This window comes from Acinetobacter sp. 778_lipA, from assembly GCF_058242985.1.
Genome location: NZ_JBZAYT010000001.1, coordinates 2,837,616 through 2,854,116 on the forward strand (window position 1 = coordinate 2,837,616; position 16,501 = coordinate 2,854,116).

Annotated in this window: 16 protein-coding genes; 4 read left to right on the forward strand and 12 right to left on the reverse strand. The window is 37.4% G+C overall.

The genetic code is table 11. The features are described 5' to 3' along the window. Positions 1–12 precede the first annotated feature (12 nt). Both AC4CUY_RS13615 and eat read right to left on the reverse strand, forming a co-directional pair. Complete coding sequence (locus AC4CUY_RS13615) at positions 13–1,395, reverse strand: ethanolamine ammonia-lyase subunit EutB (RefSeq protein ID WP_419327840.1); 1,383 nt, start codon at positions 1,393–1,395, stop codon at positions 13–15. A 2-nt stretch (positions 1,396–1,397) separates the two neighbouring features. Beyond that, on the reverse strand, positions 1,398–2,828 hold the full coding sequence (gene eat / locus AC4CUY_RS13620; RefSeq protein ID WP_336954022.1) for an ethanolamine permease: 1,431 nt from the start codon (positions 2,826–2,828) through the stop codon (positions 1,398–1,400). A 304-nt stretch (positions 2,829–3,132) separates the two neighbouring features. Between eat and AC4CUY_RS13625 the strand changes: the two genes are divergently transcribed. Both AC4CUY_RS13625 and AC4CUY_RS13630 read left to right on the forward strand, forming a co-directional pair. Beyond that, on the forward strand, positions 3,133–3,402 hold the full coding sequence (locus AC4CUY_RS13625) for a hypothetical protein (protein WP_490774263.1): 270 nt from the start codon (positions 3,133–3,135) through the stop codon (positions 3,400–3,402). A 259-nt stretch (positions 3,403–3,661) separates the two neighbouring features. Continuing rightward, positions 3,662–3,967 (forward strand): hypothetical protein, encoded by a 306-nt coding sequence (locus tag AC4CUY_RS13630; RefSeq protein ID WP_336954024.1) that lies wholly within the window; start codon positions 3,662–3,664, stop codon positions 3,965–3,967. A gap of 74 nt (positions 3,968–4,041) precedes the next feature. On the opposite strand, the gene AC4CUY_RS13635 is transcribed toward AC4CUY_RS13630, so the two are convergent. The 4 genes from AC4CUY_RS13635 to hemE form a co-directional block, all read right to left on the reverse strand. Continuing rightward, the gene (locus AC4CUY_RS13635) at positions 4,042–5,958 is read right to left on the reverse strand and encodes an Lnb N-terminal periplasmic domain-containing protein (RefSeq protein ID WP_490774264.1); all 1,917 of its coding nucleotides are present in this window, start codon (positions 5,956–5,958) and stop codon (positions 4,042–4,044) included. 167 nt (positions 5,959–6,125) lie between these two features. Beyond that, on the reverse strand, positions 6,126–6,596 hold the full coding sequence (locus tag AC4CUY_RS13640; RefSeq protein ID WP_336954027.1) for a DUF3015 family protein: 471 nt from the start codon (positions 6,594–6,596) through the stop codon (positions 6,126–6,128). A gap of 143 nt (positions 6,597–6,739) precedes the next feature. After that, the gene (locus tag AC4CUY_RS13645) at positions 6,740–7,546 is read right to left on the reverse strand and encodes a DUF817 domain-containing protein (RefSeq protein ID WP_419820243.1); all 807 of its coding nucleotides are present in this window, start codon (positions 7,544–7,546) and stop codon (positions 6,740–6,742) included. A 21-nt stretch (positions 7,547–7,567) separates the two neighbouring features. Continuing rightward, complete coding sequence (gene hemE, locus AC4CUY_RS13650) at positions 7,568–8,641, reverse strand: uroporphyrinogen decarboxylase (protein WP_336954030.1); 1,074 nt, start codon at positions 8,639–8,641, stop codon at positions 7,568–7,570. A gap of 609 nt (positions 8,642–9,250) precedes the next feature. Here hemE and AC4CUY_RS13655 point away from each other — a divergent pair. Next, complete coding sequence (locus AC4CUY_RS13655) at positions 9,251–10,480, forward strand: L,D-transpeptidase family protein (protein WP_336954031.1); 1,230 nt, start codon at positions 9,251–9,253, stop codon at positions 10,478–10,480. A gap of 171 nt (positions 10,481–10,651) precedes the next feature. Beyond that, positions 10,652–11,341: a pirin family protein gene (locus tag AC4CUY_RS13660; protein ID WP_336954032.1), complete on the forward strand. Its 690-nt coding sequence runs from the start codon at positions 10,652–10,654 to the stop codon at positions 11,339–11,341. Between the two features lie 80 nt (positions 11,342–11,421). Here the strand turns inward: AC4CUY_RS13660 and AC4CUY_RS13665 are convergent, their stop codons facing one another. The 6 genes from AC4CUY_RS13665 to rutB form a co-directional block, all read right to left on the reverse strand. Then, positions 11,422–12,174: a class II aldolase/adducin family protein gene (locus tag AC4CUY_RS13665; RefSeq protein WP_336954033.1), complete on the reverse strand. Its 753-nt coding sequence runs from the start codon at positions 12,172–12,174 to the stop codon at positions 11,422–11,424. 325 nt (positions 12,175–12,499) lie between these two features. Then, positions 12,500–12,739 (reverse strand): hypothetical protein, encoded by a 240-nt coding sequence (locus AC4CUY_RS13670; protein WP_336954034.1) that lies wholly within the window; start codon positions 12,737–12,739, stop codon positions 12,500–12,502. A 471-nt stretch (positions 12,740–13,210) separates the two neighbouring features. Further along, positions 13,211–14,569 (reverse strand): pyrimidine utilization transport protein G, encoded by a 1,359-nt coding sequence (rutG, locus tag AC4CUY_RS13675; protein WP_490774265.1) that lies wholly within the window; start codon positions 14,567–14,569, stop codon positions 13,211–13,213. 24 nt (positions 14,570–14,593) lie between these two features. After that, positions 14,594–15,163, reverse strand: a complete 570-nt coding sequence (gene rutF, locus AC4CUY_RS13680) for an NADH-dependent FMN reductase RutF (RefSeq protein WP_490774266.1) — start codon at positions 15,161–15,163, stop codon at positions 14,594–14,596. A 91-nt stretch (positions 15,164–15,254) separates the two neighbouring features. Further along, complete coding sequence (gene rutC, locus AC4CUY_RS13685) at positions 15,255–15,638, reverse strand: pyrimidine utilization protein C (protein ID WP_336954038.1); 384 nt, start codon at positions 15,636–15,638, stop codon at positions 15,255–15,257. Positions 15,639–15,720: 82 nt separating this feature from the next. Continuing rightward, complete coding sequence (rutB, locus tag AC4CUY_RS13690; protein WP_419327956.1) at positions 15,721–16,482, reverse strand: pyrimidine utilization protein B; 762 nt, start codon at positions 16,480–16,482, stop codon at positions 15,721–15,723. Positions 16,483–16,501 lie beyond the last annotated feature (19 nt).

Sequence of the window (16,501 nt, forward strand, 5' to 3'; positions counted from 1 at the left end):
TTACTCTCCTTTTTATGATAATAATTTAGCAAAGTTTTTTGGCATGCTACTAGGCCAATGAATTTGCCGTTGTTCTTGGTGCAAAATTCCTTGCTGATCTAACCAAGCCGAAAACTCAGGGGCAGGTTTTAATCCCATTAACTGACGTAAATATAATGCATCATGAAAAGATGTGGTTTGATAATTCAACATCACATCATCCGAACCTGGAATTCCCATGATAAAGTTAATTCCCGCAGCGCCAAACAAGGTGAGTAGTACGTCCATGTCATTTTGATCTGCATCAGCATGGTTGGTATAACAAATATCACAACCCATAGGTACACCCAGTAATTTGCCACAGAAGTGATCTTCTAATCCAGCACGAATAATCTGCTTACCATCATACAAATACTCTGGTCCAATAAACCCGACCACAGTATTAACCAATAATGGATTGTATTTACGTGCGACTGCATAGGCTCGCGCTTCGATAGTTTGCTGGTCAACACCATGATGTGCGTTACTGGATAAAGCACTGCCTTGTCCAGTCTCAAAGTACATCACATTTTGACCAATTGTGCCTCGATTGAGTGCTAAAGTGGCCTCATAACCTTCCTGAAGTAAATCTAAAGTAACTCCAAAACCTTCATTAGCCAGTTGCGTACCCGCAATAGATTGGAACATCAAATCAATTGGAATATTACGTTCTGCAAGTTGAATCCCTGAACTGATATGGGTTAACACGCAAGATTGCGTCGGAATTTCATATTCTTGAATAATATGGTCAAGTAACTTTAACAACTCTGACAAATTATGGAGATTGTCTGTGGCAGGATTAATCCCAATGACAGCATCACCATTGCCATACATCAGACCATCCAATAAGCTGGCTGAAATACCCAATATATCATCCGTTGGATGATTCGGTTGCAAACGAGTAGATAAATGACCTTTTAAACCAATTGTATTACGAAATTGGGTGACCACTTCGCATTTACTCGCAACCAGAATTAAATCTTGATTACGCATAATTTTACTCACAGCAGCAACCATTTCAGGGGTTAAACCCTTAGCTAAATTGGTCAATTTTTCGGAAGTTGCATCTTCACTCAGCAACCAATTTCGAAAATCACCCACAGTAAAGTGTGAAATCGGTGCAAATAAATCATCACAATGTTCATCAATAATTAAACGCGTAATATCATCTTTGTCATAGTCAATAACCGTTTCATTTAAAAAATTTTTTAAAGGGACTTCTGCCAAGGCCATCTGCGCTGCCACACGTTCTGTTGCATTACTGGCAGCAACACCAGCCAATTCATCTCCAGAACGTAATGGCGTTGCCTTTGCCATTAGGGTTTTTAAATCTTGGAAAATATATTGTTGCTGAGCAACGCTATAACGATAACTCATAATTATAATTCCTGTTCTGCTGCCTTAATGCTGGCAAATTCTGCTTCAGGTGTACCTGAAATCAGATGATGACGACTATAAACAAGAAAATAAACAATGAAGACCACATAAATACCCAAAGCAATAAACCAGACTTTAGGATCGACAAGAAAACCTGCAACCACCGCGACAATTGATAAGATCAACGCAATACTTGAGGTAAAAATACCACCTGGTGTTCGATATGGACGATATACATCAGGCTGTGAAATACGTAATTTGATATGTGCCATCATCATTAAAACATAAGAAATCGTCGCACCAAATACCGCAATCAAAATCAGTAAGTCACCCTGTTTAGTCAATGATAATATGAAGCCAATAATCCCTGGAATAATCACGGCTAAATACGGCGATTTATTTTTGTTGGTCAGCGACAATGATGTTGGCAAATAACCCGCACGAGAGAGGGCAAAAATTTGACGCGAATATGCATAGATAATCGAGAAGAAACTTGCGATTAAGCCTGCCAAACCAACAAAATTTACAAAGTTTGCTAACATGCCATGCCCATATACTTTAACCAAGGCATCCACCAAAGGGGCACCTGAATCTTTGAGTACACTTGCACCTGCGGCACCCGCACTCAGTATTAAAATTAAAATGGCGAAAGCAGCCAAAATCAACATTGCACCCATCAAACCGCGTGGTAAAGATTGTGCTGGATCTTTTGCCTCTTCCGCGGCCAAAGGAACGCCTTCCACTGCAAGGAAGAACCAAATTGCGTACGGAACTGCTGCCCAGATTCCTATATAACCTTGTGGTAAAAAACTACTCGCGCCTGCTTTAGCTAAATCTGGTGCAATATCAAATAAATTGGCGCTGTTAAAGTGAGGAACCATCGCGACAAGGAAAACCACAACTGCAACAACAGCAATAGCTGTGATCACAAACATGATTTTAAGTGCTTCACCTGCACCTTTTAAGTGAATTCCCATAAAGACCAAATAACAGATTAAATAAATTAGCCATCCGCCCACTCCAAATAATGATTCGCAATATGCACCAATAAAGGTCGCGATTGCTGCCGGAGCGATGGCGTATTCGATCAGAATCGCTGTTCCTGTTAAATAACCTCCAAATGGTCCAAAAGCCATACGCGCAAAACTGTATCCACCGCCTGCTGTAGGAAGCATAGTCGACATTTCTGACATTGAAAGGCATAAACATAGATACATAATCGCAGCAAAAATGACAGCGACAAACATACCGCCCCAACCACCTTGTGCAATACCAAAGTTCCATCCAGCAAAGTCACCTGAAATCACATAGGCAACCCCTAAACCGACCAATAGTAGCCAGCCAACTGCGCCCTTTTTTAATTCTCGTTGAGCAAAATATTCTTTGGAATCTTCTGTTTTTACGATAGTTGATTGTTCATTTCGAGCGTCCATCATCGTACCTTTAAATTTGCCTTTTTTTGTATAAGCAAAAAAAGTGCCTTTCCTTGGATGACGTCAATATTTTTTGTTCAATCCTATGAACATAACGCCTTCTTAGTCGTATAAAACTGCTTTTAGATAAATCTATCAAACAAAGGTAGGAGAAAAGTTGAATAGCTTATAATAGGAAATCGAAAAATTTATGAAAAATGAATAATTAAAAGAAAAGTAATGAAATTAATATATTTTTTTACTTTGTTATTTGTTTGTTTAATTTAAGATATTATTTAGTATATATGCATAAATGAATTATGTGATGCATTCAAAACCACATGCTAAAAAAACAAGAATCAAAAAAGAAAAATTAAACTCCACTCAACCAAACTCAATTTTCCAACAAGCTTTACAATCCGCACTGATTCAATGTCAGCAGGATTTACTCAACACGGCCCACCTAGCATCTGTCGTGGTACAGATCAAGGATATGCAAAAAAAATCAACTCTGGTGTTCAGCCAATACAGAACAATTCGCAGGATTCCAGCAAGATCAAGATTTAAAAACAAAGCTAGATCAGTATATTTATAGTGCACCTATTCTTGATTTAACATCAGGGGAAGCATGTGGTGAAGTAGTTTTATTTCACAGCTTAAATCAAGCAAATATTTTTGGACAATTGGCCGTTACACAATGCGCTGAGATCATTGCACAAAAATTATATGCACAACCCTTCAATCATTTAACCATCCATGCATTTTCAGTGCCACAGAAAATAATAATCAATGATCAATCAATTCTTTTAACACCTCGGCAGTTTGAAATCATATGTATTTTGATTCTGAATCCTATGGGCTTGACCCTAAAGCTACTACATATTTATCTCTATAGTGATGAACAAATCAGCTTAAATACACTTAAATCTGAGATTTCATATTTAAAAAATAAGGTGGGCGAATTAATTTGTGCAAGGACCTATCAGATACAGGCAGAAATTCACGCAGATTTTAAAGAGTTGGAAGAAGCTGTCGATGCGGATTATCTTGATACAGTGAAACAATTGTATCAAGGTGGTTCATTCATTAAAACCAAAAGTCCTTTTCTAAACAATTGGCAACAAATTCTAAGTTTGAGAATCAATAATCTACTTGTATAAAGAACCTTGGCTTGCGATTGATTAATACTTATCGCAGTATGTCATTCTCAAAATCCGATTTGTCAGATCCCTCTTTAAAAATAATGTACAAAGCCTAAACCAATTTTTTGCCAATCGAGTTGGTTTTGTTGTTGGTATTCCCAATTGACGTTTAATGAATTTTGACGATTAAGTGAATATTGCAGTGTACTCTGGATCCGTAAATTCCACTTACTTGAATCTTGCCAATAAGGTAATTCAACTTGAACAATACTGTTTAAACGATCTGACCATACATTTTGACAGCCCAGTGTTGGTCCTAGACCAACACGCCAGCCTTTATCCAATGAAGTACCTGCTTGAAGCTGTGTTTGCAGCTCTGCATAACAAAGATGCTTACGATCATCATCTGCAAGAGTATAACCAGATTGGGCTTTTGCACTGACCACCCCATGTTGTTGCTGATCGCTGAATTGTCCATTTTGAATGGCTTCCTGCTGCCAGCCCAAAGTAAAACCCCAGGTGATTGGCATTTTAAATGGGGTGATGGGGTTATAAGAGTTTACCGTTAATAAATCAAGATGTTCCAATTTCAGTCGATCATCACGCCATTGCGCGGCACCATCTAGAAACATCAATTGTGTGCCTGTACGGAAGCCGCCCTGCGGATCTTTTAGTTCGTGATAGGCCTGACGATGACCAATTTGTACATATTTTTCACCTTGAACCTCACCCGCTTCCATGGACCACTTACGCGAATCATGTCCATTGACTGGATCAACTTTCGGACGTACAGGTGCTAAACGTTGTTTCTCTATAGGAATTTGACTACGTAAGCCTAAGAGTTGTCTAAAGCGCGGTTGGGTAAAACTTGCATCGACCTGACGAGCAACAAATTGTAAATATAAATCGTCATAGGCCATTTCTAATATTTTTGCGCGATCTTGATCATCGTAATTAATTAAAGCCTCTTGCATCTGCTGCGGTTCTAACACCGTAATTGCATGGGCTTTTTTTGCCAAAGCATGACCATGTTGTTTGGCCTGCGAATTTAATTGTGTTTCTAACGCTGGACGATATACCGCTTCTCGTACTAATCCCTGTTGCTCTACGGCTTTAATGGTTTCAATCGGGATCGCTGCATACGTAAATTGCTTGCGTAAATTCGAGCTTGGGCGGACTAAATCAATCAATCCCAATAAACGATAGGCACAATTATCACTGACAAAATAATAAGGAAAACTGACTTTTTGCATTTCCCAAATGTGTTTTACCAAAAATGCAGTCTCTTCAGGATCTAAATTCAGTTCATACTCCCAAAGATCACGGCTTTCAAAATCACCATACTCTTTCACTTTGCGATAATAAGGCATTAAAGAGTATTCACCAGGATATTTGCCAACCACCCCTTTCCATGCATAAGACCAATTATCATCACTGTTTACTGTGGCTGCGTAATTCACTGCATAAGAGACTAAATTGAGCTGCTTTTGATCTTTAGGATCAAGACGTAGCAAAGTATGCCCAAACATTGAGCTTGGATTACCCATAAAATCAGTCGCATAAATCAACGTCACTTGATAAGGTTTGATCTGTGCATACCATTGATCAAATTCAGGACAAGATACAACTGGTAATTGTTGTTGTGAAATATTCAATTGTTGCATCAGCCATTGGCTACGCGCAGGAAATTTACAACGAATAGATTGATTGACATCGGCGAGTTGAAACAGTGCAGTGATATCCGCATTCATTTCATTTTGAATATTCTGACGGCCATCTTGAGCAAAAAAATAACCCGAATAACTAACTTCACTTTGATTTACATTTTTGACAGAGGCATCTTCTGCATAAAGTAAACGTTTCCATGTGATATTGCTGGCTAGTCGTTTTTGTTGTGCCATTTTTAATGCATTTTCTAATACATGCGATTTCTCTAAAGATGATTCTGCATGCAAATGAGTTGTAAAAAATGAACTGAGTAAGCTTAAGCTAAATACTAAATATTTCATTCAATCATCAATTTATATAGATATATTATAAAACTGTGCAATTAAAAAATGTCGGTTCAATACAGGAGTTAACTTAAGATTTACTCATGCAAAATTCATTTCTCAATAATGGGTATTCGATAAAATTTAAATAAAAAAACCCTGCAACAAGGCAGGGTTTTGGCGCATTAAACGTATGCTTTTAACACTTCGTCTTTTGCCATCACTTGCTGAAGTGATGCTAATACTTGTAGAGAATTTTGATTTTCTGCTGAATAGATACTGGCAAAGTTTGACTTCGCCACAGCATTGAAACGTGCTTTATCTGCATCTTTAACATTTAATAATGAAGCAAGTACATTTAGGCTTTCACCTTGTCCTACAGCCATATCACGTGCAAGAGATTCTGAGTTTTCATTGGTAAATGTCACGACTTGAGCAGTTACTTTGCCATTACCATTACATCCTAAAGTACCAAATGTAATACCTAATAATTGGTTAGTGAAAAGACCATTAGTGGTTGCCGCTAAAATCTTAGGTACTTTTCCAGACTGACCAGCCCAAACTTGCGAGCCGACACCACAACCCACATCTGGATCAGCCATAGCAACACTTGAACCCGCAGCCAATACAGCAGCTAAAGCGATTTTTTTTAACATATAATTCTCCAGAATTTTCATATGCATTGTTTTAATTCAACATATGTAAATTGTTATTTTCCATTATGTGTAAGTTTGATTACACCTATTTAGATTTATCACATAAATTCAGATATGCAAATCTAAATGTGACAATTACGAAATTATTTATTGTACTTTTTTAGTGACCATTCACCTTCTTTATTACGTACTCCAAGAATTTTAAGGACCAAAACTAGACTTAAAAGTAAGAGTAAATACCAAGAGCCTAGCTTCCCCCATCCCACCATATGCCATGCATCTACTTGACTTGGGTACAACCAAATTTTATTAAAAGTGCTAATATTTTCAGCAACCCAAATTAAAAATGCCAAAACGACCAGTACTGGTAACATCGGAAGCTGAAATTCATGTTGCTGTAACTTAAAACGAACTTTTGTTTTCCAAAAAATTACCACACTCCAAATAAATAGTGCATTTCGAAAATCTGGAATAAAAAATTTGCTCATAAAATTGAGATAAGACAAAACTGCTAGACACAACATATTGGCAAAATTGGGCAAATTTAAAAAAGAAACCTGATACAAACGTAAAGAACGGGCAAAAAAACTGCCAACTGCAGAATACATGAATCCTGCAAATAAAGGCACAGTCAAAAGTTTAAAAACGGAAGGTTGTGGATATTGCCAAGAAGCAATCTGTGGGTGGGTTAAAAAAATTTCCATACCCATAGCCATAATATGAAATAAAGCAATGACTTTGGCTTCTGCCCAAGATTCAAGTTTTAAAAACAATAAACAGGCTTGAATGATCAGCGCATATAATAATAAATAGTCATAACGGAATAAACCATAAAATTCATGGCTGCCCATATTCGCCGTAGTAATAAATGCAATCAACAATAAAATACCAAATAAGGCAGCCGATGCTGCCTTAAGTAGAAATTCAAATAATGATTTAAAATAGATCATAAATACATTTACAACAATAAGTTAACCTAAATATTTGGCACTGTATTGGTGTACAGTATCAATAAATGCTTTGGGTTTTTCAGGATCAACCCACTGCGTAATTCCATGACCTAAGTTGGCAATATAACCTGTTTTCTCTCCATTAGCATAAGCATCATCAAGCATAGCTTTGGTTGCTTTTTCAATAGAATCAGCTGAACCATACAAGGTTGCTGGATCTAAGTTCCCTTGTAATGCTGCACGTCCATTAACTGTTTGACGAGCCACGTTTATTGGCGTAGTCCAATCTAAGCCAAATCCATCTGCACCAGTTGCAATCATTGGCTCTAACCATTGACCACCACCTTTGGTAAATAAGATCACAGGCACTTTACGTCCTTCATGCTCTCGTTTTAACCCAGCAACAATTTTCTGCATATATTTGAGCGAAAATTCTAGATATTCACGGTGCGCCAATGCACCACCCCAACTATCGAAAATTTGTACGGCTTGAGCACCCGCCTCAATTTGGGCATTTAAATAGTCAATTACAGCATCGGCTAAACGATCTAATAAAGCATGTAAAACTTCAGGTTGTGCATACATCATGTGTTTCGTAAAACGGAAGTCTTTGCTTGAACCGCCTTCCACCATGTATGTTGCCAAGGTCCATGGACTACCTGAAAAACCAATCAAAGGCACTTGACCAGCCAAAGCTGAACGAATGGTTGAAACAGCGTTCATTACATAAGCCAGATCAGATTTGGCATTGAATTTCGGTAAATTAGCCACATCTTGTTCTGTACGAACTGTTTTATGGAATTTAGGACCTTCTCCAGTTTCAAAATAAAGTCCTAAACCTAAAGCATCGGGAACAGTCAAAATGTCTGAAAATAGAATTGCAGCATCAAGCTCATAACGGCGCAAAGGTTGTAAAGTCACTTCACAAGCAAATTCTGTATTTTTACAAAGAGAAAGAAAATCACCTGCTTTCGCACGTGTTTCACGATATTCTGGTAAATAACGCCCAGCCTGACGCATCATCCAAACTGGAGTCGTATCTACAGGTTCACGCAATAAGGCACGTAGAAAACGATCATTTTTTAAGGTCGTCATTTACTTTCCCAATCAAAAATTAAATTCGCCCCATCATAGCAAAAAGGTTTGCTCCATAACCATTTCTAGAAAATTTTTCTCAACAAAGTTTAGGGTCTGTTGATATTTCATAAATGGCTTGCGTTGTAGATTAAAATTGAGCATGAGACGTATACGTCGTAAAGCATGAAGAGAATAGCGAGACTATTTTCGAGTTTCATAACGAAGGCTGAGATAAATTTAGCCACTACCCTAAGCAAGAACAAAGCACTGCTTTGTTTGCAGCGCAAGGCGCAGCAGAGGGCTAGCGTGTTTTTTGACGCTACGTCGTTACCTTGCGAAACAATGTTCCTCATCACTTAGAATGACTAAATTTCATACTCCGCTCCTAGTATCGCCTAAAAAATACACGTAGTCGCAAACGTAGACGAATTGTCAACTGACCCGATTTGATTACTTAGATTTAAATTCCCACGGGTATACGAAAATAAAACAAAACTTGCAGACTAGGAAAATGTCTATAGAAAAAAATGATTAACACAAAACAAATACTGCAACACCTTATAATTTCTGCAATACTTACACAGATTTTTAGTTATAAATTATGAATAATTCTTAAGGTTGATCTACATGTTCGTTCGCTCAATTCTTGCTTTGAGTTTAAGCTGTTTATTAACAGGTACAGCTTTTGCTGCATCTACAGCTGAGCAACCTCTAACGCCTAAAAAAGTTGCTGCTCCTGTTGAAGATCCTATTGATCCACTTGCTATTGATGATTCTGCTTCAAGTGTAGAAACACAGATAAGTCAGCAAGAGCAACAAGACTTAGACAAAGCTGCAAATACGCTACAAAATTTAGAAAAAACTGAGGATAAAAACTCAGGTACCGCTATCTCTCCATCTTCACCACAGACCACGACTGCAAAAACGGCAAGCAATCCTAATGCACCTAAAGCGTCATGGACTTTAGATGGAATAAACAATGCACAATGGTACGAAAATATTGGTAAGGGTCAATTCCCTGTCTATGCCCGTGCCCATGTCATGTTAAATAATGCCCATGCTTCACCTGGTGCCATTGATGGTTCAAGCGGTATGAATACGCTTAAAGCAATCGCTTCATTCCAACAAATGAATGGTATTAAACCTACTGGTGAATTGACTCAAGAAACTTGGGATGCTTTAGTTTCTCAACAAGGCAATAAGCCTGCTTTTGTGGAATATACGATAACAGCTGAAGACCTAAAAGGTCCTTATGCAAAATCGATTCCGCATGATTATGCATTACAAGCAAAAATGCCAGGCCTGTATTACACTCGTGTAACAGAAATGCTAGGTGAAAAATTTCACATGGACGAAGAGTTTTTAAAGAAACTGAATCCTAAAGCGACATTTAATAAAGTTGGTGAAAAAATCGTTGTGACGAATATTCGCAATGAATTACCTGAAAATATTCATTTGATTGTCGCGCATAAAGGTGCTAAGCAATTATATTTGTTTAATGCACAAAACCAAATGGTTGGCTCTTTCCCTGCAACAATTGGTAGTTCTGATACACCATCTCCAAAAGGAACTTATAAAGTTACTGGAGTTGCACGAAACCCATGGTATAGCTATTCACCTAGTAACTTTGTACAAGGTAAAAACTTAAAACCATTATCATTACCACCTGGTCCAAATGCTCCTGTAGGGAATATCTGGATTGGATTGAGTAAAAAATCATTTGGTATTCATGGTACACCAAATCCATCTGCAATTTCGAAAACAGCTTCACATGGTTGTATTCGTTTGACCAACTGGGATGCCAATGACTTAGGTAAAAAAGTTAAATCAGGTGTAACGGTTAAATTCTTAGAATAATCTTATACTTGATGAAATAAAAAACCAGTGTGCATACACTGGTTTTTTATTGCAAAGATAAAAATTTATCGTTCCAAAAATAAAACAATATGTTGCTTTTTTGCTATTTCATCCCAATTACTTAAATATTAAAATTCATTCATGTTAAAAATAAAGAATTGGAGATTTGAGATGAATACTTTTTTACATCACAGTGAAAACCGTGGTCACGTAAAAATGGGGTGGTTAGATACCAAACATAGTTTCTCTTTTGGTAGTTGGTATGATCCTAAATATATGGGTGTTGGTTCTTTACGTGTAATCAATGACGATACCATTGCAGCACATAAAGGTTTTGGTACTCACCCACATGACAACATGGAAATTTTGACTTGTGTGCTTAAAGGTACTATCTCACACAAAGACAGCATGGGAAATGAACGTCATATCCATGCGGGTGAATGGCAATTGATGAGTGCGGGTACAGGTGTACAACACAGTGAAATCAACCAAGGTGATGAAGCAGTTCATATGCTACAAATTTGGGTAATTCCAAATGTTCAAGATGCCGAACCGAATTATCAACAAATTGAACGTGATCCTAAAAAATCACCCAATGAATGGCAATTGATTGTTGGCCCAAATAACAATGCGCCAATGCATATTCGTCAAGATGCTGAAATTAAAGCGGCATATCTGGAAAAAGGTCATACCCTTGAAGTTAAAGCAACCCAAAAATTTAACTATGTACATGTAATCGATGGTGAGATTGATATTGCGGGTCAAGTCGTTAAAGCAGGTGATGGTTATTTATTTGACGAAGATTCGACACTCACTGCACATGAAGATAGCCAATTTATTTGGTTTGATTTAAACAGCTAATTCATATGCAATAAAAAACCTCCGCATGTATAGATGGAGGTTTTTTATGTCTAGCTTATTGAACAAGTTAGAAGCCGTGTTTAAGCACAAAAATCTTTTTTCTGATCTTTAATCAATGATAAAGCAGCATTCCAAGCAGCCTGAACAATCGGTTCAGCAGCATCACTTTCAAATTGCTTCACCGTATATTCGCATATTTGCTTACTCGGATAATGAAGTTTTGAGCTGCTCATGGCTTTAATCTGAACCTGACAAGCTCGCTCTAAAAAATAAATTTCATGAAATGCTCTTGCAATACTGTTTCCAGTGGCTAACAAACCATGATTGCGTAAAATCATGCAACGATAATTTCCCAAATCCTGAACCAAACGTTCTCTTTCAGCTGTAGAAAAAGCGATACCCTCATATTCATGATAAGCAATATTGTTATAAAATTTCAGCGCATGTTGTGACAAAGGCAATAAACCTTTTTCTTGTGCAGAAACAGCTATGCCATCCGCCGTATGGGTATGAATGACACAGTGAATATCATCTTTAGCATGATGTAAGGCAGAATGAATGACGAAGCCTGCAACATTAACCATTTTGCCTTGATCATAATCTGCCACAATATTCCCTTCATGATCAATTTTCACCAAATCTGAAGCTTTCATCTGATCAAATGTTACACCATAGCGGTTAATCAGAAAATGATCAGGCTCATGCGGGACACGTAAACTGATATGGGTATCTATCAAATCAGTCATTCTATAATGTGCAATTAAACGATAGAGTGCTGCCAACTGGCAACGCGCTTCCCATTCAGTCTTATCAATATACTTTGGGCGTTTCATCATAAAATCCTTTTTATTGCCTATGTATAAAACATCCATAGTTTTAGCGAGAGTTCAGCAAATAAACAAGTCTTAATTCGTGAATGAAGACTAAAAAATTATTTTTTGGGTTGCATAATATAAAAAATCCAAACCAATAATTGAATATTGATTTGGATTTAAATTATTAATTATCATATTTCATACTATTATTTATATTTATTAAATTATTATAATAAGTTTTCATTTTTGTTTATTTTTATTAAAATAAAAATTAAATTATTATTTATTTTAATTCTTCATTATTATTATAAAACACCCTCATTATCTATTATAAAAAGTAGATTTAAATACTTAACTGATAAAGTAATTTCTTTCCTTTAAAAGTTAAATTCTTAATAAAAACAATATCTCTATTATCTAAGTAAGAAATAGCATCATCAATTTCAATGTAGTCTTCATCAATCAACCATGAAATATCCAATTCATTTAAATCAACCATACCGACTAAGTAAATAGTCTGTTTTTTATTTTGCCGATTTTGAATATTTTTTAAAATTTCGCGTATCTTAATCCAGTCTTTCATATTTTAAATCTCATCGTGCTTACAGGTTCTATTATATTTATTGGAGAATTAAATACTAGATAGAGAAATGCCCTGTGCGACAAAATTTGTCGCACAGGGCAGCACCCTAAAAAACCAAATATCTGTAAAAATTTCAGCCACCAATATGGATACGAATTTCCCCGATAATCGCTTTAAAATTGCAATACTAAAGCTTGAATTCATACCCTATATTCAATTCTCTTGCTTATAGTCAAACAAGGAAAAATCACCTATGCTGTAACGCTTTTTACAAACTCACTGCAAGCGTCGCAAATTTTTGTGCATGTGATTAATCTTTGCAAAATCTTGATTCCATACTTTCACTCAGGTACAAACTTTGCTCAAGGACATGCCGTATATCATCTCATTGTCCCTAACCTACTAAATGCCACACCGTTCACTATAAAATCTACTGTTCAATCACTTAAAATCTCAATCTGCGCCTTTAGTTTAAGAGGACTGCGATAAGGACTTTGCAGCATCACTTGATTCTAGCTTGATCTCATCGGGCTGTTTTTCTCTACGATTTAAAACTAGATTCAATAAAATTGCAGCCAAAGTTGCTGTACCAATTCCACCAAGATCAAATGAACCAATATGTACACTAAAATTACCTGCGCCCATGATCAAGCTGACCGCAGCAATAATTAAGCTACTGTTTTTAGTGAAATCAATTTTATTATCAATCCAAATCTTTGCACCAGCCACTGTGATTAAACCAAACACCACAATTGAGGCACCACCTAAAAGAGCAACAGGAATAGTACTAATCACAGCACCGAATTTAGGTGATAAGCCCAACAAAATTGCAAAGATCCCAGCGATTACGAAAACTGTGGTTGAATAAATTTTAGTGACGGCCATAACCCCAATATTTTCAGCATATGTGGTCATACCTGTTCCCCCAACAGAAGCTGACAAGCTGGTACATACCCCATCTGCAAAAAATGCACGGCCCATATAAGGTGATAAATCACGACCCGTCATTGCAGATACAGCTTTAAAGTGACCTAAGTTTTCAGCGACCAGAATTATTGCTACTGGCGCAATTAACAACATGGCGTTTGCATTAAACGAGGGTGCAACAAAATGCGGGAGACCAAACCACGCCGCATTGCTAATGACTGCAAAATCGATCGCTTTGCCAAAGCCCATTAAATTGGCAAGGATAAAATATAGAACATATGCACACACCAACCCCAGTAAGAGCAATAAGCGACGCATCATACCTCGGGTAAATACAGCAATCGCACTGATACAAAGGATTGTCAGAATTGCCATCCAAGTATCAAATGGGTTTGCAGAAACACTTTTAATGGTGACAGGTGCTAAGTTTAGACCAATAATCATCACGATTGCACCCGTAACAATCGGTGGCATCAACTTTTCAATCCAACCAGTTCCCGTCTTCATGACAATTAAACCAATTCCGGCATACACCAAACCACAAGCGATGGTCCCCCCTAAAGCCAAGGTAATATTTGGATTTGACCCCACACCTGCATAGCCCGTTGCAGCAGCGACAGCGCCAATAAATGCAAAACTAGATCCGAGGTAACTCGGCATTCTTCCACCCGTCATCAGGAAAAATAAAATCGTGCCGATACCCGTGATAAATATAGTCAAATTGGGATCAAAGCCCATCAGCAAAGGTGCGAGAACCGTTGCACCAAACATTGCAAATGCATGTTGCAAGCCCAAAACGATACTTTTTCCAACAGGTAAATATTCATCAATTTGCACAGGGTTTTGATCTAAATTACCTGTGTATGGTTTAAATGATGTAAACCATGGTTCTTTTGTCGCCATTTTCTAATTCCCCATATTTAGAGATCAACATACATTTTGAGGTTCACAATAACTGCGTTTGAAATATAGAAGCGCATTTAAACTTGGGTTGTGACGAATTGCTTTGACCCGACAAAACAATACATCATGACTACCGACCACCTGACTTGATACCACTTCACAATCAAATGAAATTAGGGCGTTATCTAACACCGGAGAACCTGTCACGAGTTCACTCCATTCACCTTGTGCAAATCTGTGTTGCATGGGTGTTTTGCCACCAAATAAATTAGACAATGCGGCTTGATTTGAACCTAATGTATTGACACACAAAACTTTATTTTCAGAAAAAACGCGATATACCGATGCGGCGCGATTAAGGCATACCAATAAGGTTGGAGGTGAATCCGTTACACTACACACTGCAGATGCGGTAAAACCTGCCTGTCCTGCATCACCTTTAGTAGTGATCACATTGACTGCTGCACCCAAATTAGACATACCTTGTCTAAAGATAGCTTGATCAATTTCTAAATGGACTTTAGTTTCACAAGGCTTGGTAAATTCAATAATTTCACTACTAACTGTACTTTCCTGTTTGACCATTTGCATCATAACTCTCCCACCCCAATGCGCAAATGTTCATCGAGGTTAAAATTCATTTTTAAAAAAATGACTAAAACACATAGACAAATTTAGACATGCATTATCCCACATGTGCTATTGATGCAATTTCAACAAGGGCTTCAGGTTTAACCAGTCCGACCTGTACACAATAACGAGCGGGTTTGTCATTGGGAAAATATTCAGCATAGACCACATTTATTGCGGCATAATCTGCCCAATGTTTGACGAATATTGAGTTAAACGTCACATCATCCATCGTGCCACCTGCAGTTTCGATGACGTTTTTAATGGTTTCTAAAATATGTCGGGTTTGGCCTGCGGCATCACCGACACAGACCACCTCATTATTTTCATCAAATGCTAAAGTCCCAGAAACATAGACAATATTGTCTGCTTTGGTTGCAGGCACATAAGGTGCAAGGGGTTTAGCTGTACCTACTGGGATCACAACTTGTTTGGACATTTTAAATTCCTTTATTTTTTCCTTAAAGCATCTTCGCCATAGACTAAAACTCTAGAAAAGACACTTGATCTGGTTAAAAGCATTAAGCTGATTTACTAAAAGTGACTGAATTTGGCTGCTCTTGTTGGGTTTTGAATGTCTGTACAAATGATTCCGTATCAGATACCCATCCAAAAAAGGTTTTAATATTATATAAGGCTGCCTCTTGTGCTGATTGAGGGCCAGCTTGATAACATGCATCTTTTAGCGCTATACCAAAATATTCCAAGAAAAAACCATCTCTAAGGGTTGATTCCACACAAACATTGGTGGCAATCCCAACGAAAACTAAATTTCGGATGCCACGAGTACGTAAACTACTGTCCAATGCTGTATTAAAAAAACCGCTATAGCGTGATTTCTCGATCACAATGTCTTGAGGTTGAGGCTTTAGTTCATCAATTAATGCAAAATCCCAACCACCTTTTGCCAATAATTTGCCTTGTAAATCAGGATTTTTACGCATGGTTTTTAAAGCATTGGATTTATGAAAGTTAGGAGAACCTATGCCACCGGCTTCTACATATTGTTCATCCCATCCATTTTGAAAATAGATCACTTGGATACCGGCTATATGTGCTGCATCAATGCTTTTTTTAATATTAGCAACCACAGGTTGAGTAGTGGAAACATCAAAACCAGCCAAATCCAAATAGCCACCAATTGAGGTATAGGCATTTTGCATATCAATGACGATAAGCGCCGTTTGTTCAGGTGCGAGCTGAATCGATTCTGGCTCCGCTTTTAAAATTTTGCCTGTTCCTGCATGAGTCGTGAAATCTGTACAAACCAGATTTTCTATCATTTTCGAGTTTTCAACTATA